Origin of the sequence: Sanguibacter sp. Z1732, assembly GCF_051020515.1 — a bacterium.
Taxonomy (GTDB): domain Bacteria; phylum Actinomycetota; class Actinomycetes; order Actinomycetales; family Beutenbergiaceae; genus CALKWS01.
The window spans coordinates 1979573-2000644 of record NZ_CP194857.1 but is presented as its reverse complement, the minus strand read 5'-3'; the positions used below and the strand labels follow the sequence as shown (position 1 = coordinate 2000644).

At 69.2% G+C, this 21072-nt stretch carries 21 protein-coding genes and 4 pseudogenes; 5 read left to right on the top strand and 20 right to left on the bottom strand.

Features of this window, described 5'->3' with window-relative positions; all coding sequences use genetic code 11:
• Nucleotides 1-53 precede the first annotated feature (53 nt).
• A pseudogene (locus tag ACRRRO_RS10680) lies at nt 54-677 on the top strand (IS1634 family transposase); the annotation flags it as partial.
• Between the two features lie 109 nt (nt 678-786).
• On the opposite strand, the gene ACRRRO_RS10675 reads toward ACRRRO_RS10680, so the two are convergent.
• The 4 genes from ACRRRO_RS10675 to ACRRRO_RS10660 are packed head-to-tail and all read right to left on the bottom strand — an operon-like array spanning nt 787 to nt 4002.
• Nucleotides 787-1779, bottom strand: coding sequence for a tyrosine-type recombinase/integrase (locus ACRRRO_RS10675; RefSeq protein ID WP_434081513.1), 993 nt, complete (start codon nt 1777-1779; stop codon nt 787-789).
• Entirely contained in the window at nt 1776-2732 is a 957-nt protein-coding gene (locus ACRRRO_RS10670; RefSeq protein ID WP_424798259.1) for a tyrosine-type recombinase/integrase, read from the bottom strand. Before ACRRRO_RS10670 ends, ACRRRO_RS10675 begins: the two co-directional genes overlap by 4 nt.
• Nucleotides 2729-3451, bottom strand: coding sequence for a tyrosine-type recombinase/integrase (locus ACRRRO_RS10665; RefSeq protein ID WP_434081512.1), 723 nt, complete (start codon nt 3449-3451; stop codon nt 2729-2731). The genes ACRRRO_RS10670 and ACRRRO_RS10665 overlap by 4 nt, the downstream gene beginning before the upstream one ends.
• Nucleotides 3452-3480: 29 nt before the next feature.
• Complete coding sequence (locus tag ACRRRO_RS10660) at nt 3481-4002, bottom strand: hypothetical protein (protein ID WP_434081511.1); 522 nt, start codon at nt 4000-4002, stop codon at nt 3481-3483.
• A gap of 103 nt (nt 4003-4105) precedes the next feature.
• Here ACRRRO_RS10660 and ACRRRO_RS10655 point away from each other — a divergent pair.
• Together ACRRRO_RS10655 and ACRRRO_RS10650 are read left to right on the top strand one after the other, a co-directional pair.
• Nucleotides 4106-5146, top strand: a pseudogene (locus ACRRRO_RS10655) (IS1634 family transposase); the annotation flags it as partial.
• A gap of 19 nt (nt 5147-5165) precedes the next feature.
• Nucleotides 5166-5477 (top strand): pyridoxal-phosphate dependent enzyme, encoded by a 312-nt coding sequence (locus ACRRRO_RS10650; protein ID WP_434081510.1) that lies wholly within the window; start codon nt 5166-5168, stop codon nt 5475-5477.
• Nucleotides 5478-5482: 5 nt separating this feature from the next.
• Here ACRRRO_RS10650 and ACRRRO_RS10645 read toward each other — a convergent pair whose 3' ends face one another.
• The 6 genes and pseudogenes from ACRRRO_RS10645 to ACRRRO_RS10620 form a co-directional block, all read right to left on the bottom strand.
• Nucleotides 5483-6784 carry a hypothetical protein gene (locus tag ACRRRO_RS10645; protein WP_434081509.1) on the bottom strand — a complete coding sequence of 434 codons (1302 nt, stop codon included), beginning with the start codon at nt 6782-6784 and terminating at the stop codon, nt 5483-5485.
• A 77-nt stretch (nt 6785-6861) separates the two neighbouring features.
• Nucleotides 6862-7809: a 23S rRNA (guanosine(2251)-2'-O)-methyltransferase RlmB gene (gene rlmB / locus ACRRRO_RS10640; RefSeq protein WP_424798292.1), complete on the bottom strand. Its 948-nt coding sequence runs from the start codon at nt 7807-7809 to the stop codon at nt 6862-6864.
• On the bottom strand, nt 7809-9251 hold the full coding sequence (gene cysS / locus ACRRRO_RS10635) for a cysteine--tRNA ligase (RefSeq protein WP_434081508.1): 1443 nt from the start codon (nt 9249-9251) through the stop codon (nt 7809-7811). The genes rlmB and cysS overlap by 1 nt, the downstream gene beginning before the upstream one ends.
• A gap of 136 nt (nt 9252-9387) precedes the next feature.
• Nucleotides 9388-9871 (bottom strand): annotated as a pseudogene (ispF, locus tag ACRRRO_RS10630) (2-C-methyl-D-erythritol 2,4-cyclodiphosphate synthase).
• A gap of 19 nt (nt 9872-9890) precedes the next feature.
• Nucleotides 9891-10646 carry an IspD/TarI family cytidylyltransferase gene (locus tag ACRRRO_RS10625; RefSeq protein ID WP_424798295.1) on the bottom strand — a complete coding sequence of 252 codons (756 nt, stop codon included), beginning with the start codon at nt 10644-10646 and terminating at the stop codon, nt 9891-9893.
• Nucleotides 10647-10672: 26 nt separating this feature from the next.
• On the bottom strand, nt 10673-11155 hold the full coding sequence (locus tag ACRRRO_RS10620; protein ID WP_424786692.1) for a CarD family transcriptional regulator: 483 nt from the start codon (nt 11153-11155) through the stop codon (nt 10673-10675).
• A gap of 289 nt (nt 11156-11444) precedes the next feature.
• Between ACRRRO_RS10620 and ACRRRO_RS10615 the strand changes: the two genes are divergently transcribed.
• The gene (locus ACRRRO_RS10615) at nt 11445-11924 is read left to right on the top strand and encodes a hypothetical protein (RefSeq protein ID WP_424798296.1); all 480 of its coding nucleotides are present in this window, start codon (nt 11445-11447) and stop codon (nt 11922-11924) included.
• A gap of 59 nt (nt 11925-11983) precedes the next feature.
• Here the strand turns inward: ACRRRO_RS10615 and ACRRRO_RS10610 are convergent, their stop codons facing one another.
• From ACRRRO_RS10610 to ACRRRO_RS10600, 3 genes are read right to left on the bottom strand one after another with little or no spacing between them, the layout of a single operon-like run.
• Nucleotides 11984-12673 (bottom strand): response regulator, encoded by a 690-nt coding sequence (locus tag ACRRRO_RS10610; protein WP_424786694.1) that lies wholly within the window; start codon nt 12671-12673, stop codon nt 11984-11986.
• Nucleotides 12670-13926: a sensor histidine kinase gene (locus ACRRRO_RS10605; RefSeq protein ID WP_424786695.1), complete on the bottom strand. Its 1257-nt coding sequence runs from the start codon at nt 13924-13926 to the stop codon at nt 12670-12672. Before ACRRRO_RS10605 ends, ACRRRO_RS10610 begins: the two co-directional genes overlap by 4 nt.
• A gap of 45 nt (nt 13927-13971) precedes the next feature.
• A complete protein-coding gene (locus ACRRRO_RS10600) occupies nt 13972-14118 on the bottom strand; it encodes a hypothetical protein (protein ID WP_434081507.1) in 147 nt (48 codons plus the stop codon).
• A 98-nt stretch (nt 14119-14216) separates the two neighbouring features.
• Here ACRRRO_RS10600 and ACRRRO_RS10595 point away from each other — a divergent pair, with 98 nt between their 5' ends.
• Nucleotides 14217-14663 (top strand): phosphate signaling complex PhoU family protein, encoded by a 447-nt coding sequence (locus tag ACRRRO_RS10595; protein WP_434081506.1) that lies wholly within the window; start codon nt 14217-14219, stop codon nt 14661-14663.
• A 54-nt stretch (nt 14664-14717) separates the two neighbouring features.
• On the opposite strand, the gene ACRRRO_RS10590 is transcribed toward ACRRRO_RS10595, so the two are convergent.
• From ACRRRO_RS10590 to ACRRRO_RS10560, 7 genes and pseudogenes are all read right to left on the bottom strand, one after another.
• The gene (locus ACRRRO_RS10590) at nt 14718-15455 is read right to left on the bottom strand and encodes a phosphoglyceromutase (RefSeq protein WP_424786697.1); all 738 of its coding nucleotides are present in this window, start codon (nt 15453-15455) and stop codon (nt 14718-14720) included.
• Nucleotides 15456-15523: 68 nt separating this feature from the next.
• Nucleotides 15524-16585, bottom strand: a complete 1062-nt coding sequence (locus ACRRRO_RS10585; protein WP_424798297.1) for a lactonase family protein — start codon at nt 16583-16585, stop codon at nt 15524-15526.
• Between the two features lie 44 nt (nt 16586-16629).
• A pseudogene (locus ACRRRO_RS10580) lies at nt 16630-17670 on the bottom strand (IS1634 family transposase); the annotation flags it as partial.
• Nucleotides 17671-17753: 83 nt separating this feature from the next.
• Complete coding sequence (locus ACRRRO_RS10575; protein WP_424798258.1) at nt 17754-18743, bottom strand: tyrosine-type recombinase/integrase; 990 nt, start codon at nt 18741-18743, stop codon at nt 17754-17756.
• Nucleotides 18740-19696 (bottom strand): tyrosine-type recombinase/integrase, encoded by a 957-nt coding sequence (locus tag ACRRRO_RS10570; protein ID WP_424798259.1) that lies wholly within the window; start codon nt 19694-19696, stop codon nt 18740-18742. Before ACRRRO_RS10570 ends, ACRRRO_RS10575 begins: the two co-directional genes overlap by 4 nt.
• Nucleotides 19693-20166 (bottom strand): tyrosine-type recombinase/integrase, encoded by a 474-nt coding sequence (locus tag ACRRRO_RS10565; RefSeq protein ID WP_434081505.1) that lies wholly within the window; start codon nt 20164-20166, stop codon nt 19693-19695. Before ACRRRO_RS10565 ends, ACRRRO_RS10570 begins: the two co-directional genes overlap by 4 nt.
• A complete protein-coding gene (locus ACRRRO_RS10560) occupies nt 20163-20966 on the bottom strand; it encodes a hypothetical protein (protein ID WP_434081504.1) in 804 nt (267 codons plus the stop codon). The genes ACRRRO_RS10565 and ACRRRO_RS10560 overlap by 4 nt, the downstream gene beginning before the upstream one ends.
• Nucleotides 20967-21072 lie beyond the last annotated feature (106 nt).

Below are 21072 nucleotides of genomic sequence, written 5' to 3'. Positions count from 1 at the left end.
GGGTCCGCGGGACGCCGATCTGTGGCACTAATTGGTGCTCTACCGTGGGGCGTGTGGCGTGGATTCGGCGGGTACGGACGGCTTCGGGAGCGACGGCCGTGCAGATCGCTGAGTACGTCGATGGCCGGCGGCGGATCGTGGCCCATATCGGGTCGGCGCATACCGAGGCCGAGCTCGGGCTGCTCGTTGAGCGGGCGCGGGAGCTGTTGGAGGACCCAGGGCAGGGCGAGTTCGACCTCGGCCTGGAGCCGGCCGCGCCCAGGGCGACGCTGATCGGCCAGCCGCGGGCGGCGGCGCTCTTCGACGAGGCAGGCTCGGCAGCACGTGAACGCGGGCCGGTTCCTGCGCCGCGGGTGGTGGGGACTTCCTCGCGGGTGCTGTATGACGCGCTGAGCGCGGTGTTCACCGAGCTGGGGTTCGACACGATCGGTGACGCGGTGTTTCGAGATCTGGTGATCGCCCGGATCGTGGAGCCGACCTCGATCCTGGACACCGGCCGTGTGCTGAGCGACTTGGGCGTGAGGCCGGCGAGTGAGAAGACAATGCGCCGCACCCTGACTCGGGCGGCAGCCGGCGAGGGCCCGGGGGCCTACCGCGACAACGTCGCCGAACTGTGCTTCACCCACGCCGCGCACAGTGGTGATGTCTCGCTGTGCTTGTACGACGTGACCACCTTGTTATGCCGACATCGGCATAACAACGTTTATGCCGACCTTCTGGTTATGCCGATGTTTGGGGTATCGGCCCAGGTCAGGGCCTTGTCGGTGGCCTGAAAGGTCGGCATATTCATAGGGTCGCGAGCCAGGCGAGGATGTCGGGTTCGGGCTGGTAGGTGCCGGGGTCGGTGTTCGGCGGGCGGGTGCGGTCGATCGCGGCTTGCTTGATGGCCATGTCGGCGTGCAGGTAGGCGTCGGTGGACTGGGTGTGTTGGTGTCCGAGCCAGAGAGCGATCACGGAGATGTCGACGCCGTGGGTGAGCAGGGTCATCGCGGCGGTGTGCCGCAGGGTGTGCATCGTGACGTGCTTGTCCGCGATGCTGACGCACTCGGCGGCTGCTGTCGCGACGTGGATCTTGAGGCGGTGTTCGAGGGCATCGGGTGAGAGGTGCTGGCCGCGGGGTCCACAGAAGAGCGCCTCACCGGGGCGGGCGCGCCGTTCGGCGAGGTAGCCGGTCATGACCGCGACGGTGGTCGAGGTCAGCGGCGTCGATCGGGTGCGCCGGCCCTTGCCGGTGCAGGTGACATTCGCGCCGACACCGAGCCTGATGTCGGCGTAGGTCAGCGAGGTCAGTTCGCTGATGCGTAGCCCGGTTTGGATCGCCAGGACCAGCAGGGCATGGTCGCGCCGGCCGGTCCACCGGGTGCGGTCGGGCGCGGCGATCAGGGCGTCGGACTCTGCGGGAGTGAGGAACTCGAGCATCGGTTTGGGATGGCGTTTGGGTGGGATCGCCAGCACGCGGGTGATCGTGCCAGCGTGCTCGAGGTGAGCGGGTAGGGCGTGGGCGAGCACGGCCCGGATCCCGGACAGGCGGGTGTTGCGGGTGGCAGTGCTGTTGCCGCGCTCATCCTCGAGGTAGTCAAGGAACGCGGTGACGTTCTCGGCGTCGATGTCACCGATGTCGATGCGCTCGATTCTGGTGCCAGTCCTGGCGGCGAGGAAGGTGATGATGAGCATCCGCCAGGTGTCCCGGTAGGTGCTGATGGTGTGCCCGGACAGGTTCCGTTGGGCGTGGGCGAAGGTGGTGAAGTACGTTTGCAGCTCGATGGCCAGGGCGTTCATGACAGGTCTCCTTTCGGGCTGGTCGCCTCGAGGCGTCCGGCTGCGGCGGCGAGCAGGTCCGGGACGGCGCTGAGGTACCAGTAGGTGTGTTCCGGGCCGGTGTGCCCGAGCCAGGTTGAGAGCAGCCCGAGGGTTCGGGCGGGGTTGGTGCTGTGGGTGTACGCGGCGATCATGTGCCCGGTGGCGAAGGTGTGGCGGAGGTCGTGCAGGCGAGGACGGCGCTGTCCGGTCGGGACCAGCTCGAGGGCGTCGACCAGAGCACCAAAGTGCTGCTCGATCGTTTCGAGGACGAAGCCGCTGCCACGGTTGTTGACGAAGATCGGCCCGGTCGGTGACGGACCGGTGGCCAGGCGCTCGGGCATGCTCAAGTACTCGACCAGCGCTGCTGTCGTTGACGGGTGCAGCGGGATGAGCCGGTCCAGCGGGGTCTTGGTGCCATGAACCTGCAACAGGTTCTCGGCCACCTCGAGGTCGTTGACTCTCAACCGGAGAGCCTCCCCGATGCGCAGCCCGGTGGCAGCGAGCAGGCCGATGATCGTGGACATCGTCGTCGCCACCCGCACGTCGGGGAAGAACAGCGGGCACGCCGTCAGCAGGTGGTCCAGGTCGGCCTGGGAGTAGATGAACGGTGCCGGCCTGGTCGTCCTGGCCGGGAGTAGCCCTGGCGGGATTCGCGGGACGTCGGCTCCGCGCGCGTTCAGCCAGGCCGCGAACGGGCGCACCGCAGTCAACCGTTGTGACCACCACACGGGCGCAGCATCAGCAGGTTCACGGGCCCACTGCACGGCGTCCTCGATCGTGAACGTCTCGCTCTTGCCGCGCTCTTGGAGCCAGTTGAGGAACTGTCGCAGCAGGTACTCGCTGGTCTTGAGCTGGAACCCCAGCCCGCGACGCTGAGCAAGGTAGGTGTCGAGCTCGTCGTGAAGGCACAGAGTGGACGGATCGCTGCTCATCGTGGCACCTGCCCGAACGGCACGGTCAGTGTCCGTAGCGAGGCCAGGTCGACCCGGGCGTACACGCTTGTGCTGGCGGCGTTGGAGTGGCCGAGGAGCTCTTGAGCCTCGATCAGGCTTCCACCGGTTGCGATGACGTTCATCGCTGCGGTGTGCCGCAGCCGGTGCGCATGCACCACTCCGAGCCCTGCCGCTTCGGCGCGGTGCTTGACGATGTCGGAGATCCCGGCGCTGCTCAACGCGCGGATCGGTGGCCGGACCCGCACGAACAGTGCCCGATCCAGTGCGTCAGGGCGCGCTTGCAGCCAGGCGATCAGCGCCTGGCCGACATCGACCGGTACTGGCAGCGTCAACCGCCGCGGTCCTTTGCCGATCACGCTGACCCGTCCGACGGCCCAATCGACGTCGTCGAGTCCCAGGGTCGCGGCCTCTCCGGCGCGTAGCCCGAGCCGCCACAGTGTGGTGATCACCGCCCGGTCTCGAAGGCCGACAATCGTGTCCAGGTCGCACGCGCTCAGCAGACCTTCGACCTGCCCGGGCGACAATCCCCGGGGCAGCATGGCCCGTGTGGCCCGGGCACGCAGGATCCCGCCAGTCAGGTCGCGCTCGATTCGACCGGTCGCCAGCGCCCACCGCAGCAGCGACCGCATCGCATCCACGATCGCGGCACGCGAAGCCGACGCGAGGCCTTCCGCACGGTCGACGATGAACGCGTTCACGACCGTGACGTCACACGCGCTCCAGTTGATCACTTCATCGGCAACGGGCAGTGAGTCGACCAGTGCGCCAACCCAGCCCCGACGATGATGGATACATGCCTGGCTGATCCCGCGAGCCTCGCGCTGCCAACGGCCCCACGCATCCAACTCGCCCACAGCGGCTGACCCCAACGGCGGCGCCTCCCTCGCGCTCGGGCCACGAACTCGCTTACGTACCACTCCTCACCGGGCAGGTACCCACACTCGACGAGGAACCGGCGCACGGCCGGGGACCTCACCTTGACGATCACATGTCCCGGGACACCGGGGGCATACTTGGCCTGGAACGCCTCAAGCACATCAAGGCTCAGCGCTGCCAGCGACACATCGTGATCGTCCATCCAGGCGCTCAACCCGCGAGCCACGCCGAGAACTTGCGGGACCATCGTTCGTGAGTACCGCTCCGCTGCCAACCAGGCCGCCAACTGCTCCATCACCACCCCCTCCAGCGGACCACGAGCCACAACGGGCATCACCGGCAACACGACGACCACCTCCGAGCACACGAACACCTTGGAGGATCAGCGTGTCGTTATGCCGACCTTTCAGGCCACCGACAAGGCCCTGACCTGGGCCGATACCCCAAACATCGGCATAACCAGAAGGTCGGCATAAACGTTGTACTTCGAGGCCGAGAAGGAGGACGACCTGCGCAAGGTCGGCTACTCCAAGGAACGCCGCGTCGACCCACAGATCGTTGTGGGTCTGCTCGTCGACCGGCACGGGTTCCCCCTGGAGATCTGCTGCTATGAGGGCAACCAGGCCGAGACATCCACGATCATCCCGATCATCAAGCAGTTCCAGAACCGCCACGGCATCGAGGACATGGTCGTCGTGGCCGATGCCGGCATGCTCTCGGCGGGCAACCTGGCCGCGTTGGAGGAGGCGAACCTGCGGTTCATCGTCGGCTCCAGAGTGACCAAGGCGCCGCTGGACCTGGCCTCGCACTTCCGCTGGCACGGCGATGCGTTCAGCGACGGGCAGGTCATCGACACCATCACGCCCCGCACCGGCCGGCGCAGTGAGAACGACGAAGCGCTGCGTGCCGAGCCGGTCTGGGACCCCGAGCAGCATCCCGGGTCGTGGCGGGCGGTGTGGGCCTACTCGGCCAAGCGGGCGGCGCGCGATAGCAAGACGTTGACGTTGCAGGAGAACCGCGCCCGAGCGGTCATCGCCGGTGAGAAAGCCGCCCGGACCCCCAGATTCGTCAAGACCACCGGTGACACGCGCAGCCTGGACGAGGCCGCCCTGGCCCGCGCGCGGCGCCTGGTCGGGCTGAAGGGCTACGTCACCAATATCCCCGCCAAGCTGATGGCGGCCGGTGAGGTCACCGGGTCCTACCACCAGCTCTGGCACGTCGAGCAGTCGTTCCGGATGTCCAAGACCGACCTGGCCGCCAGGCCGATGTTCGTACGGACCCGCGACGCCATCGAGGCCCACCTGACCATCGTGTTCACCGCCCTGGCCGTCTCGCGCGAGGTCCAGCGGCGCTCCGGCCTCGCGATCCGCAACGTCATCCGCCAGCTCAGGCCCCTGCGCTCAGCGACCATCACCGCCAACGGCGCCACCCAGACCATCCCGCCCCAGATCGACCCCGACCGACGAGCGATCATCGACGCCCTCACGACCAGGAAATCTCAGGCACTAAACGAATGACCGAACTCAGGAGGCGGCGGTGCTGAACGGCCAGGAGTGGCATCCGCACAAGATCCAGGGCATCACCGGCGGCAACGGCGTCCCGCCCGTCACCGACCTGGACCTGCTCGACGGCGTGCTGCAGGTCCCCCAGGATGAGGCGATCGAGGTGGCCCGCACCGCGTTTCGCACCGAGGGCCTGATCGTGGGCGTCTCCTCCGGCGCCGCCCTGCACGCCGCGCTGCAACTGGCCCGGCGCGAGGAGTACGCCGGGCGCACGATCGTGGCGATTCTGCCCGACACCGGCGAGCGCTACATCTCCTCCGAACTGTTCGACCACGTGCGCCGGTAGCGGTCTCAGGCGCGGGTGCGCCACCGCTTCAGCCACGGCAGCGCGGCCAACCCCAGGTTCGCCGCCGCGGCGGTGCCGAGCACACCGGCCAGCAGGCCCCACCACTTACCGACCGGAGCACCGGAGGCGTTGCGGCTCAGGGCCTTGCGCAACGCGAACAGCGCACCGGCCAGTTGCACCAACCCGGCTACCGGGGTGGTCCAGGCCAGGGTGGGGTGCTCGTCGGGGTCGGCGATCCGGTAGGCGGCCTCGGAGGCCTCGGTGGCGTGGCGACGCATCTGCTCCACGTTCGCCCGGGCCTGTTCCCGGGCCTGCTCGCGGGCGTCGTCGGCCACCTCGCGCATGTGCTCCACGTGCGCCCTGGCCTCGTCCGCTGCCTCGTCCATGGCGCGGCGCACCGCATCTGCCACCGTCATCGGATCCAGTTCCACCGCGCCGGGCACCTCGGCCGCCGGGATCTGGTCGTGCAGGAACCGCGTCACCACCTCCGGCAGCCCCAGGCTGGGGACGATGCCCAGCAGGCCCCGCGCACCGTCGGCCACGAGCGCCTCGGTGAGCGCGTCGGTATCGGCCTCCGGCACGGCAGCGCGCAGGCTCCGCACCAGCGCATCGGGGCCGAGTTTGTCGCGCACGAACGGCTGCACCACCTCGGCGGCCTCGGTGGGCACCACCGTGACGGTGGCGTCCCAGGAGTGCAGGTGCGCTTCGCCGGGTTCGGACAGCACGCTGATCGAGGGGAACGAGGACCCCTTCTCCAGCACCACCACCGGCAGGTGCTCATCGCGCCACTGTAGCGAGGTCAGCGCCGGGCCGTCCGGAACGAAGACCACCTGGTACTCGCCCGACTCCAGCACCCACAGCACCGTGTTGGCCTTGGTGGCCAGATCGTGCAGGTCTCGCGTGGAGGCTCGGGTGACCACCACCGCACGTTCGGGCAGCCGGGTGGAGGCCAGGTCGATCTCGGAGCCGAACGGGTCGAAGTCCTCATCGTCCTCTGTCTTGGCGCCGACGCCCTCGACCACGATCTCCTCGAAGACCACCAGTGCCTGGCACTCGGTGGCCAGCGCCTCGGCCAGGTCCGACAGATGCGGTCCGGGCACGATCTCAGTACGGCCGGCCGAGAGCACCGCCACCCGGCGCTCCTCATCCACGGCCACCGCCACCGCGACCGAGAACGGGGCGTCCGGGTCGGACTCGATCAGCCCGATCACCTGGGCACCGTCCAGGAATCCCTCGGCCCGTGCGGCGTGCGGCGTCGCGGTGCTGACCAGCCCGGCGCACCGCCGCCACCCTGTTGAACTGCTCATGGCACGAGCCTACCTACCCGACCTGTACCGGTCCTGCGCTCAGGCGGGTGCGCCGTCGATCCGGGGCCCCGCCTGGGTCAGCCCTCGGCCCGCTGGCGGGCCACCTCGTACAGCGCGATACCGATCGCGGTGCCGGCGTTGAGGGATTCCATCGAGGCCGAGATCGGGATGGAGACCAGGGCGTCGCAGGTCTCCCGGACCAACCGGCCCAGGCCCTTGCCCTCCGAGCCCAGCACCAACACCAACGGCTGGTGCACCACCGGCAACTCGGCCACCGGCGTCTGCGCCTCACCATCCAGTCCCACCACGAAGCAGCCGGCCTTCTTGTACTCACCCAGGGCCCGGACCAGGTTGGTCGCCCGGGCCACCGGAACCCGGGCCGCGGCCCCGGCGGACACCTTCCACGCCGAGGCGGTCAGTCCGGCCGAGCGCCGTTGCGGGATGAGCACCCCGTGCGCACCGAAGGCGCCGGCGCTGCGCAGGGTGGCTCCGAGGTTGCGCGGGTCAGTGACCGAGTCCAGCGCGACGATCAACGGGGCGCCCGGGGCGTCGGTGCTGAGCAGGTCCGCCGGCTCGGCATAGGTGTAGGTGGGCACCTGCAGCCCGACCCCCTGGTGCACCCCGCCATCGGTGAGACGGTCGAGTTCGGTCCGGGTCACCTCCAGCAGCGGGATGCCCCGATCGGCGATGATCTGGCGGATCTCGGCGGTGCGCTCATCCCCACCGACGCCGGTGGCCACGTACACGGTGGAGGCCGGGATGTCCGCCCGCAGGGCTTCCAGCACCGAGTTGCGCCCCCCGATCACCTCATAGGGCCGGTCTCCCGCGGCTCGGGACCTGCGTGGCGCGGAGCGTTCGGCACTGGCCTTGCGCTTGGCTGCCGGGTGGTAGGGGCGGTCCTCGGCCTTGGGGGTGGGACCTTTGCCGCGCAGCGACTTGCGACCCTGCCCGCCGGATCCGACCTGGGCGCCCTTCTTGGTCCCGGTCTTGCGGACGGCGCCGCGGCGCTTGGAGTTACCGGCCATCAGTGATCCCCTCGCAGGCTCCAGCGGGCACCGCCGGAGGAGTCCTCCACCACCACACCGGCGGCTTGGAGCTGGTCGCGCAGTTCGTCGGCTCGCGCCCAGTCCTTGTCCGCGCGGGCCCGCGCGCGAGCGGTGAGCACCTGGGAGATGAGCGCGTCGAGCACCGCGGAAGTCCCGTCGTCACCGGTTTCGGCCGCCCCGCGCCAGGGCTCGGCATACGGGTCCAGACCGAGCACGGCGAGCATGGCGCGCACCTGCAGGGCGATCTCGCCGGCCTCCCGGCCCGCGGCGAGGGCGCTGTTGCCGTGGCGCACGTGCTCGTGCACCGCGGCCAGGGCCGCCGAGACGTTCAGATCCTCGTCCATCGCGGCGCTGAAGGCCCCGGGCAACTCCACCTGGTCCAGTTCCCGCGCGGTGGCGGTGGCGATCCGCCCGGCCGGATCGGTCCCAGCGGCACCGGCCCGGTCCAGCAGTCCGGTGATGCGCTGCCAGGCGGCGGCGGCATCGGAGAGGGTGGAGTCGGAGAATTCCAGTGCGGACCGGTAGTGCACCGCTCCGAGGGCGTAGCGCAGCACCATCGGGGAGGTGCGCTGGAGCACGACCTCGGTGAGCAGGGAGTTGCCCAGCGACTTGCTCATCTTCTCCCCGCCGGTGGTGACCCAGGCGTTGTGCATCCACAGCCTGGCGAAGCCCCAGCCGGCGGCCCAGGACTGGGCCTGCTCGTTCTCGTGGTGCGGAAAACGCAGGTCGATCCCGCCGCCGTGGATGTCGAAGGAGGTACCCAGGTACTTGCGCGCCATCGCCGAGCACTCCAGGTGCCACCCGGGCCGTCCGCGGCCGTGGGGCGTGGGCCAGGCCGCGGTAGTAGCGGGCTCGCCCTCCTTGTGCGCCTTCCACAGCGCGAAGTCGTGCGGGTTGCGCTTGTCCGAGGCGGCCTCCTCCACGGTGGTCATGTTCTCCACCAGTTGGCGGGTCAACGCCCCGTAGCTGCCGAAACTGTGCACGTCGAAGTACACGTTCCCGGGATCCCCGGTGTAGGCATGGCCACGTTCGATGAGCAACTCGATGAGTTCGACCATCTCGGTGATGTGACCGGTGGCCCGGGGTTCATAGGTGGGCGCAGCGACCCCGAGCGCGTCGTAGGCGCGGGCGAACTCGCGCTCGTACCGGTAGGCCCAGGCCCACCAGGGCACACCGGCCTCGGCGGACTTGGACAGGATCTTGTCGTCGATGTCGGTGACGTTGCGCACCAGCGTCACCTGGTAGCCGCTGCGGCGCAACCAGCGGGTGAGGATGTCGAAGGCGACGGCGGAGCGCATGTGCCCGATGTGCGGGGAGCCCTGCACGGTGGCACCGCACAGGTAGATGCCCACCTTGCCCGGGACCTCGGGCTCGAAGCGGCGCACCTCGCGGGTGGCGGAGTCATACAGATGCAGCGACATTCAGTCGAGTTTATCGGTGCCGGCCGCCCCCGGGCGCCGCACCCTGCCAGGGGCGGCGGACTCCCGCCGACCGGTGCACCCTGACCGACCTGCCAGCTGCTGCTCGCCGCGTAACCAGGGACGCTCCCGGGCACCCTCAACCGGCGCCGGCCACCACCAGCGCGGTGGCGATCGCGGCCAGCCCTTCGCCGCGGCCGGTCAGGCCCAGCCCGTCGGTGGTGGTGGCGCTCAGGGTCACGGGTGCACCGGTGGCCGCGGACAGCAACTCCTGGGCACGGCCGCGGTGCGGGGCGAGCCTGGGCCGGTTCCCGATCACCTGCACGGCCACGTTCCCGACCACGAAGCCCGCGGCGCGGACCCGGCGCGCCGCCTCGCCCAGGATCGCGGTGCCGGCGGCCCCCCAGCGTGGGGCTGCTGGTGCCGAACACCGAACCCAGGTCCCCCACCCCGGCGGCCACCAGCAAGGCGTCGGCGGCGGCGTGGGCGGCTACATCGCCGTCGGAGTGCCCGGTCAGGGCGATCTCATCCGGGAAGTAGATGCCGGCCAGGTACAGCCCGGACGTGCCATCGGTGGCGAAGGCGTGCACGTCCACACCGATACCGGTGCGCGGCACGGGCACTCGCGGGCTGCTCACCGGCTCACCAGCCCTCGTTCAGGTACATCTGGGCCACGGCCAGATCGTGCGGGTCGGTGATCTTCATCGCCGCGCGCTCCCCGGCCACCACGTGCACCTCGAGCGCGAGCGCCTCAACCAGGGCGGCGTCATCGGTGGCTGCGCTGTACTCGTGACGCCCGCGTGCGGCCCCGGAAGCGTGCGCCCGCCGCAGCACCTCGGCTCGGAAGCCCTGCGGGGTCTGCATGGCCCGGAGCCGGCCCCGCTCCACCACACCGCGGGCGCGGGCGGTGTCCTGCTCATCGACCATCCTGATCGTGTCGGTCACCGCCAGTCCGGGCACCACCGCGTCATGGCCGCCCTGGACGGCCCGGATCACCCGGGTGATCATCGACGACGGCGCGAGCGGGCGGGCGGCGTCGTGCACCAGGATCACCTCGTGTCCGGCACCGAGGCGCTCCAGTCCCGCGGCGACCGAGGCCTGCCGAGAGGGGTAGGTGCCCTCCACCACGTCAACCTCGACCCGGTCGGCGCCCGCTTGGCCCTCCGGCGACGCCTCGTGATCGGCAAAGGCCGCCAACGCGGCCCGGCGGACCTGCTCCCCGTGGCCGCGGGGCGCGGTCACCACGATGGTGCGCACCAGGCCGGTCGCCCGCAGACGGCTGACCGCGTGGGTGACCAGGGACCGGCCGCCCAGCATCGCCAGGGCCTTGGGTTCCGGACCGCCGAGCCGGGTTCCGGCACCGGCCGCGACCAGTACCACCCCGGCGTTCGGTGCCAACGGCGGCTCCGGCGTCGGCCGCCGGTTCAGGAGGCCAGGACCTCGTCGAGCCGGGCCTCGGCCTGCTCTTCCTCGGTCTTCTCCGCAAGCGCGAGCTCGGAGACCAGGATCTGGCGGGCCCGGGCGAGCATCCGCTTCTCCCCGGCCGACAGTCCGCGGTCCGCGTCCCGTCGGGACAGGTCCCGGACCACCTCGGCCACCTTGATCACGTCTCCGGAGGCGATCTTCTCCACGTTCGCCTTGTACCGCCGCGACCAGTTGGTCGGCTCCTCGGTGTACGGGGCGCGCAGGACGTCGAACACCTCCTCCAAGCCTTCGGCGTCCACCACGTCGCGGACGCCGACCAGATCGACGTTGTCCGCCGGGACCTCGATCGTCAGATCACCCTGAGCGACCTTGAGCCGGAGATAGAGCTTCTCCTCACCGCGGATGATTCGTTTGGAGATTTCTTCGATCAGAGCCGCACCGTGGTGCGGGTAGACGACGGTTTCGCCGACTGTGAAGGACATGTGCAGGCACTCCTTTCGCGGAAGTCAAGTTTACCACGCCGTGACCTGGGCATTGGCCCCTGGTTCGGCTCCCCGAACCGGGCCGCGAACACTGCACAGGCACCGGTCCGTCCCCACCCGCCGTACCCGCCCGTACCGCCGCCTGAGCACCGGTGTCCCGCTCGGAGGGGCCGGTGACTGCCCCTGGGCCGCACACAGTAGGCTGGTACCCGCGGCACGACAGGGCCGCGACCGATCTGTTGCACACGTTCGATCCCACCACGCCGTCCCAGCCAGAAGGAGTGAGCCCGTGGCCCGCAGCGAGCACCACGCCCGCCTCCGCCGCCCTCTCATCGCCGTGGCCCTTGCGGTCATGCTCGTCCTCGGTGCGTGCACGCCACCGATGACCATGAACCAGTACGCCGCCGGCGATGGTGCCCGGGCCGACCTGGGCAGCCAGGTCAAGGTGGAGAACCTGCTGGTGATCACGGAAGCAGAGGGCTCAGCCGGCACCCTGGTGGGCGGAGTGGTGAACCTGTGGGACCAGGAGGCTGAGGTGAGCCTGTCCGTGCAGGACATGGGCGAAGCGGTCACGGTCACGGTGGACCCGGCGGCCACACTGCTGCTGCACCCCGAGCACGAGTCCGTGGTGCTGCCCTCGGTCCCGGTCGCGCCGGGGGCGACGCTGGAGATACAGATCTCCACGGACAATTCAGGCTCGATCACCGTCCCGGTGCCGGTGCTGGACGGGACGCTCGATCCCTACCAGGACTACCTACCCGAGGGGTAACGAGGGCGGGCCCTGAATTCCTGGGCTCGTCGACCGGGCCCCTGGTCTCGTCGGGGGCCTCAGGTCTCGTCGACGAGTTTGTACCCCAGGCCACGCACCGTCAGCAGCACGGTGGGGCGGACCGGATCGGGCTCGATCTTGGCCCGGATCCGCTTCACGTGCACATCCAGGGTCTTGGTGTCGCCGACGTAGTCCGCGCCCCAGACCCGGTCGATCAGCTGACCGCGGGTCAGCACCCGGTCGGGGTTGCGCAGGAACAGCTCCAGTAGCTCGAACTCCCGCAGCGGCATCGAGATCTCGGCGCCGTCCACGGTGACCACGTGCCGGTCGGTGTCCATCACCACCCGGCCCACGCTCAGGACGTCGGGGGCCTCGGCATCCTGGGCCTCCCCGCCCCGGCGCAGGACGGCGCGGATGCGGGCCAGCAGCTCCCGGAAGGAGTAGGGCTTGGTGACGTAGTCGTCCGCCCCCAGTTCCAGGCCCACGACCTTGTCGATCTCGGAGTCCTTGGCGGTGAGCATGATCACCGGCACGGTGCTGCGGGTGCGAAGTTCCCGGCACACCTCGGTGCCGGACAGGCCCGGCAGCATCAGGTCCAGCAGCACCAGGTCGGCTGCCTGCCGGTCGAAGGCGTTCAGCCCCTCATCGCCGGAGGCGACCGCCTCCACTGCGAACCCTTCCCGGGTGAGTTGGTAGACCAGCGAGTCACGGTACGACTCCTCGTCCTCCACAACCAGGATGCGCGTCACGATTCCTCTTCTCCTTCATCACCGGATCCGGCGACCGCCGGGTCCACCTCAGGGATGCGAAGCGTGAAGGTCGACCCGCGCCCCTTGGTGGACCACACGGTGACCTCGCCGCCGTGATTGGCCGCGACATGCTTCACGATACTCAGTCCCAGACCGGTGCCGCCGGTCTCGCGGGAGCGGGCCGGGTCGATCCGGTAGAACCGCTCGAAGACCCGCTGGGCGTCCTCGGACTTGATACCCGCGCCCTGGTCCACCACCGCGATCTCCACCACCCCGTCCACCGTGCGCACCCCCACGCGAACAGGTGAGCCGTACGGGGAGTACCGCACCGCGTTGTCCAGCAGATTGCGCACCGCGGTCACCAGCAGCCCGTGATCGCCAAGCACCTGGACACCGGCCTCACCGCCCACGGTCAGGCTCATCTCCCGGGCGTCGGCTTCCATCCGGGCCCGGTCGATCGCCTCCTCGATCACGTCGTCGATCGATACCGGGAGGAAGTCGACCACCTCCTCCGGTGCCTGCAGCCGGGAGAGTTCGATGATCTCCTGCACCAGCGCGGACAGCCGCACCGCTTCCCGCTGCATCCGGGACGCGAAGTGCCGCACCGCCTCGGGGTCGTCGGCGGCGTCGGCTGCGGTCTCGGCCAGCAGCGCGATCGCCCCGACCGGGGTCTTGAGTTCATGGGAGACGTTCGCCACGAAGTCGCGGCGGACCTCCTCCACCCGCCGCTCCGCGGTGCGATCGTCGGCGAGCAGGAGGACCCGGTCCCCGGGCAACGGGGCGACCCGCACGTCCACGGCCAGGGTGTCCGAGCCGGGCACCTTCGAACGGGGCAGCGTCAACTGGGCGTCGTGGACGTGCCCGTCCCGGCGCGCCCGGGCCACCAGATCGTCGAGGGAGGCCTGGGTCAGCGAGCCACCGCGCACCAGGCCCAGGGAGTAGGCCGGCGGGGTGGCGCGCAAGACCTCGTCGTCGGGCCCGAGCACCACCGAGACCGATCGCAGCACCGACAGGACGCTGGCGACGTCGTCGTCGACCTTACGCAGGGCGCCACCGGCGCCCTGCTCCTCGCCGGAGCTACTACGAGAGTTCCACAGTCCGAAGGCGCCAACGCCGAGGGCCACACCCACCAGGGCGGCCAGAAGGAGCCAGACACCGTCCACATCGGCCACCTTATGACCTGTGGGGCGCTCCGGGCGCATCCGGATGGCCCGCACGGTCAGGAGTTCATCACCCGCACACGTCGCGTTCACCTCCGGCGTGAGAGGGTAGTGAGGTGCAGTGGACACGAGCGGTGTTCACCCGTGAACCGAGGAGTTGTCCCCGTGCGTGCGATCTTCGATCAGGAACTGAGCCAGATCGGCGAGGATCTGCTCCACATGGCGACCCTCGTGGCCACGGCGATCCGGGATGCGAGCCGGGCGCTGGCCACCGCAGATCTTCAACTCGCCGAGCAGGTCATCGAGGCCGACCTCGCGCTGGATGAACTGGAGCGCGGGAACTGGACGAACGGTGCGTCATCCTGCTGGCCCGCCAGCAGCCGGTGGCCACCGACCTGCGCGTGGTGGTCTCCGGTCTCCGGATCAGTGCCTCGATCGAGCGCATGGGTGACCTGGCCCGGCACGTGGCCCAGGTGGCCCGGCTGCGTTACCCCGAGAAGGTGCTACCGGAGTCGATCCAGCCGTTGTTCGACGAGTTCGCCGTGGCCGCGGAGAAGGTGGCGGTGGACCTGGTCGAACTCCTGCAGAGCCACGATCTGGACAAGGCCGCCCAGGTGGAGAAGGACGACGACATCCTCGATGAGCTCCACCGGCAGTCGTTCACGTCCACGCTGGGGCCGGACTGGGACGGCAACGTCAGCCAGACCGTGGACGTGACGCTGCTGGGCCGCTTCTACGAGCGTTTCGGTGACCACGCGGTCTCGGTGGCGAGCCGGATCACCTACCTGGTGACCGGGGACCTGGGCGACGGCGAGCCGAACAACCTCTGAGGCGCCCCGCCATGAGGCCGCAGGTCCTCGCCCCGCCGGGCAGCGCGGAGTGGTTCAGCGCCCCTGGGCAGCGACCGCCGCGATGGCTTCCTTCGCCGCATCCGGGTCCAGGTAGGTGCCGCCGGCCTTGACCGGCGTGAGGGACTCGTCCAGTTCGTAGACCAGCGGGATTCCTGTGGGCACGTTCAGACCTGCGATGGTCTGGTCGTCCACCCCGTCCAGGTGCTTGATGATCGCCCGCAGGGAGTTGCCGTGCGCGGCCACCAGGACCACCTTGCCGGCCCTCAGGTCCGGCACCACGGCGTCGTTCCAGTACGGCAGCGCGCGCTCGAGGACGTCCTTGAGGCACTCCGTGGTCGGAATCGGCTCGCCGGCGTAGCGCGGGTCTCCGTCCTGGGAGTAGGTCGAGCCGAGTTCGATCTCCGGCGGCGGCACGTCGTAGGAACGGCGCCAGGTCATGAACTGGTCCTCGCCGAACTCCTCGCGGATCTGCTTCTTGTCCTTGCCCTGCAGCGCGCCGTAGTGACGCTCGTTCAGGCGCCAGTGGCGGTGCACCGGGATCCAGTGCCGGTCCGCAGCGTCCAGGGTCAGGTTCGCGGTGGTGATGGCCCGGCGCAGCAGCGAGGTGTGCAGCACCTCGGGCAGCACACCGGCCTCCACGAGCAGTTCCCCGCCCCGGACGGCTTCGGCCTCGCCCCGCTCCGACAGCGGCACGTCCACCCAACCGGTGAACAGGTTCTTCGCGTTCCACTCGCTCTCGCCGTGGCGGAGCAGCACCAGGGTGTAGGTCATGGCATCAGTCTGCCGCATGCGACCCGGACCGGTCACATCGGCGGCCTGGTGACAGCGGCCGACCGGCGTCACATGGGCAGGATGAACATCGGGCGCGGGATCTCGATCTCGTGCTGCACCGGCCCGACCGCACCCTGGTACCGGCCCTCGGGGTCGCCCCGAGGGGTGAACGGGTGGATCAGCACCCGATCCTCGCGTTCGCCGGCCACCAGCAGGTTCGGCCCGCTCAGCGCCATGTGCCGGGGCCACGCCCCGGTGTGCACTTCACCCGCGAGTTCCAGCCGGGCCCCGTCGTCATGCACGGTGAAGGTGGAGACCGAGTCGGAACCGCGCGAAGCCACCAGCACCACGCCGCTGGAGAACAGGATGTGGGAGAGATAATAGGCGTCCTCGGAGCGGCCCGGAAGCGTCGCGGCCCGGACTTGTTGGACAACCTCACCCCGGCCGGTGTTCTCGTCCCACTCCAGGACCAGGACCTCACCGGACAGTTCGCCGCTGATGTAGAGGTATCTCCCCGATCCGGCGACGTGTCGCGGTCCGCTGCCCGCCGGGAGCGAGGTGATCACCGGATCAGGATCGGGCCGACCGCTCTCGAGGGGGTAGGCGCGGACCTCATCGGTACCCAGGTCCGCTACCAGGAGGTAGCCCCCGCCCGGGGAGATCCGGGTCGAGTGCGCATGCGGGCCCTCCTGACGGTCCGGGTTCGGCCCGGTCCCGGCGTGGCCGAAGGTGAGCACGTGGTCGGAGACGTCTCCTGCCTCGGTCAACTCCACCGCGGAGAGCACCCCGTCACCGTAGTTGGCCACGTACAACCAGCGTCCTTGTGGATGGACGCGCAGGTGGCACGGGCCCGACCCACCGGTGGCCACCGACCGGACCTGGCCCAACGTGCAGTCCGCCCCGAACGCGTAGGAGATGACCCGGCCGCCGTCCTGCTCCGAGACGGCGTAGAGGCGGTCCGCGGACGGGTGCAGGGTGAGGTAGGTGGCACGGGACGCAGCGATCGTGCGCACCACATCGACGCCATCCCAATCCCCCGCCGGGCCGGGTCGCTGGATCCGCCAGATGCCCTCAGGGTCGGGACCCTCGTTGGCGTCCGTGCCTACCCAGATTTGCCGGTAAACAGTCATGGCACCCACGTTAACGTGAATGCCATGGCTGGTCCTGAGTTCGGTCATTCGTTTAGTGCCTGAGATTTCCTGGTCGTGAGGGCGTCGATGATCGCTCGTCGGTCGGGGTCGATCTGGGGCGGGATGGTCTGGGTGGCGCCGTTGGCGGTGATGGTCGCTGAGCGCAGGGGCCTGAGCTGGCGGATGACGTTGCGGATCGCGAGGCCGGAGCGCCGCTGGACCTCGCGCGAGACGGCCAGGGCGGTGAACACGATGGTCAGGTGGGCCTCGATGGCGTCGCGGGTCCGTACGAACATCGGCCTGGCGGCCAGGTCGGTCTTGGACATCCGGAACGACTGCTCGACGTGCCAGAGCTGGTGGTAGGACCCGGTGACCTCACCGGCCGCCATCAGCTTGGCGGGGATATTGGTGACGTAGCCCTTCAGCCCGACCAGGCGCCGCGCGCGGGCCAGGGCGGCCTCGTCCAGGCTGCGCGTGTCACCGGTGGTCTTGACGAATCTGGGGGTCCGGGCGGCTTTCTCACCGGCGATGACCGCTCGGGCGCGGTTCTCCTGCAACGTCAACGTCTTGCTATCGCGCGCCGCCCGCTTGGCCGAGTAGGCCCACACCGCCCGCCACGACCCGGGATGCTGCTCGGGGTCCCAGACCGGCTCGGCACGCAGCGCTTCGTCGTTCTCACTGCGCCGGCCGGTGCGGGGCGTGATGGTGTCGATGACCTGCCCGTCGCTGAACGCATCGCCGTGCCAGCGGAAGTGCGAGGCCAGGTCCAGCGGCGCCTTGGTCACTCTGGAGCCGACGATGAACCGCAGGTTCGCCTCCTCCAACGCGGCCAGGTTGCCCGCCGAGAGCATGCCGGCATCGGCCACGACGACCATGTCCTCGATGCCGTGGCGGTTCTGGAACTGCTTGATGATCGGGATGATCGTGGATGTCTCGGCCTGGTTGCCCTCATAGCAGCAGATCTCCAGGGGGAACCCGTGCCGGTCGACGAGCAGACCCACAACGATCTGTGGGTCGACGCGGCGTTCCTTGGAGTAGCCGACCTTGCGCAGGTCGTCCTCCTTCTCGGCCTCGAAGTACAACGTTTATGCCGACCTTCTGGTTATGCCGATGTTTGGGGTATCGGCCCAGGTCAGGGCCTTGTCGGTGGCCTGAAAGGTCGGCATATTCATAGGGTCGCGAGCCAGGCGAGGATGTCGGGTTCGGGCTGGTAGGTGCCGGGGTCGGTGTTCGGCGGGCGGGTGCGGTCGATCGCGGCTTGCTTGATGGCCATGTCGGCGTGCAGGTAGGCGTCGGTGGACTGGGTGTGTTGGTGTCCGAGCCAGAGAGCGATCACGGAGATGTCGACGCCGTGGGTGAGCAGGGTCATCGCGGCGGTGTGCCGCAGGGTGTGCATCGTGACGTGCTTGTCCGCGATGCTGACGCACTCGGCGGCTGCTGTCGCGACGTGGATCTTGAGGCGGTGTTCGAGGGCATCGGGTGAGAGGTGCTGGCCGCGGGGTCCACAGAAGAGCGCCTCACCGGGGCGGGCGCGCCGTTCGGCGAGGTAGCCGGTCATGACCGCGACGGTGGTCGAGGTCAGCGGCGTCGATCGGGTGCGCCGGCCCTTGCCGGTGCAGGTGACATTCGCGCCGACACCGAGCCTGATGTCGGCGTAGGTCAGCGAGGTCAGTTCGCTGATGCGTAGCCCGGTTTGGATCGCCAGGACCAGCAGGGCATGGTCGCGCCGGCCGGTCCACCGGGTGCGGTCGGGCGCGGCGATCAGGGCGTCGGACTCTGCGGGAGTGAGGAACTCGAGCATCGGTTTGGGATGGCGTTTGGGTGGGATCGCCAGCACGCGGGTGATCGTGCCAGCGTGCTCGAGGTGAGCGGGTAGGGCGTGGGCGAGCACGGCCCGGATCCCGGACAGGCGGGTGTTGCGGGTGGCAGTGCTGTTGCCGCGCTCATCCTCGAGGTAGTCAAGGAACGCGGTGACGTTCTCGGCGTCGATGTCACCGATGTCGATGCGCTCGATTCTGGTGCCAGTCCTGGCGGCGAGGAAGGTGATGAGCATCCGCCAGGTGTCCCGGTAGGTGCTGATGGTGTGCCCGGACAGGTTCCGTTGGGCGTGGGCGAAGGTGGTGAAGTACGTTTGCAGCTCGATGGCCAGGGCGTTCATGACAGGTCTCCTTTCGGGCTGGTCGCCTCGAGGCGTCCGGCTGCGGCGGCGAGCAGGTCCGGGACGGCGCTGAGGTACCAGTAGGTGTGTTCCGGGCCGGTGTGCCCGAGCCAGGTTGAGAGCAGCCCGAGGGTTCGGGCGGGGTTGGTGCTGTGGGTGTACGCGGCGATCATGTGCCCGGTGGCGAAGGTGTGGCGGAGGTCGTGCAGGCGAGGACGGCGCTGTCCGGTCGGGACCAGCTCGAGGGCGTCGACCAGAGCACCAAAGTGCTGCTCGATCGTTTCGAGGACGAAGCCGCTGCCACGGTTGTTGACGAAGATCGGCCCGGTCGGTGACGGACCGGTGGCCAGGCGCTCGGGCATGCTCAAGTACTCGACCAGCGCTGCTGTCGTTGACGGGTGCAGCGGGATGAGCCGGTCCAGCGGGGTCTTGGTGCCATGAACCTGCAACAGGTTCTCGGCCACCTCGAGGTCGTTGACTCTCAACCGGAGAGCCTCCCCGATGCGCAGCCCGGTGGCAGCGAGCAGGCCGATGATCGTGGACATCGTCGTCGCCACCCGCACGTCGGGGAAGAACAGCGGGCACGCCGTCAGCAGGTGGTCCAGGTCGGCCTGGGAGTAGATGAACGGTGCCGGCCTGGTCGTCCTGGCCGGGAGTAGCCCTGGCGGGATTCGCGGGACGTCGGCTCCGCGCGCGTTCAGCCAGGCCGCGAACGGGCGCACCGCAGTCAACCGTTGTGACCACCACACGGGCGCAGCATCAGCAGGTTCACGGGCCCACTGCACGGCGTCCTCGATCGTGAACGTCTCGCTCTTGCCGCGCTCTTGGAGCCAGTTGAGGAACTGTCGCAGCAGGTACTCGCTGGTCTTGAGCTGGAACCCCAGCCCGCGACGCTGAGCAAGGTAGGTGTCGAGCTCGTCGTGAAGGCACAGAGTGGACGGATCGCTGCTCATCGTGGCACCTGCCCGAACGGCACGGTCAGTGTCCGTAGCGAGGCCAGGTCGACCCGGGCGTACACGCTTGTGCTGGCGGCGTTGGAGTGGCCGAGGAGCTCTTGAGCCTCGATCAGGCTTCCACCGGTTGCGATGACGTTCATCGCTGCGGTGTGCCGCAGCCGGTGCGCATGCACCACTCCGAGCCCTGCCGCTTCGGCGCGGTGCTTGACGATGTCGGAGATCCCGGCGCTGCTCAACGCGCGGATCGGTGGCCGGACCCGCACGAACAGTGCCCGATCCAGTGCGTCAGGGCGCGCTTGCAGCCAGGCGATCAGCGCCTGGCCGACATCGACCGGTACTGGCAGCGTCAACCGCCGCGGTCCTTTGCCGATCACGCTGACCCGTCCGACGGCCCAATCGACGTCGTCGAGTCCCAGGGTCGCGGCCTCTCCGGCGCGTAGCCCGAGCCGCCACAGTGTGGTGATCACCGCCGGTCTCGAAGGCCGACAATCGTGTCCAGGTCGCACGCGCTCAGCAGACCTTCGACCTGCCCGGGCGACAATCCCCGGGGCAGCATGGCCCGTGTGGCCCGGGCACGCAGGATCCCGCCAGTCAGGTCGCGCTCGATTCGACCGGTCGCCAGCGCCCACCGCAGCAGCGACCGCATCGCATCCACGATCGCGGCACGCGAAGCCGACGCGAGGCCTTCCGCACGGTCGACGATGAACGCGTTCACGACCGTGACGTCACACGCGCTCCAGTTGATCACTTCATCGGCAACGGGCAGTGAGTCGACCAGTGCGCCAACCCAGCCCCGACGATGATGGATACATGCCTGGCTGATCCCGCGAGCCTCGCGCTGCCAACGGCCCCACGCATCCAACTCGCCCACAGCGGCTGACCCCAACGGCGGCGCCTCCCTCGCGCTCGGGCCACGAACTCGCTTACGTACCAACTCCTCACCGGGCAGGTACCCACACTCGACGAGGAACCGGCGCACGGCCGGGGACCTCACCTTGACGATCACATGTCCCGGGACACCGGGGGCATACTTGGCCTGGAACGCCTCAAGCACATCAAGGCTCAGCGCTGCCAGCGACACATCGTGATCGTCCATCCAGGCGCTCAACCCGCGAGCCACGCCGAGAACTTGCGGGACCATCGTTCGTGAGTACCGCTCCGCTGCCAACCAGGCCGCCAACTGCTCCATCACCACCCCCTCCAGCGGACCACGAGCCACAACGGGCATCACCGGCAACACGACGACCACCTCCGAGCACACGAACACCTTGGAGGATCAGCGTGTCGTTATGCCGACCTTTCAGGCCACCGACAAGGCCCTGACCTGGGCCGATACCCCAAACATCGGCATAACCAGAAGGTCGGCATAAACC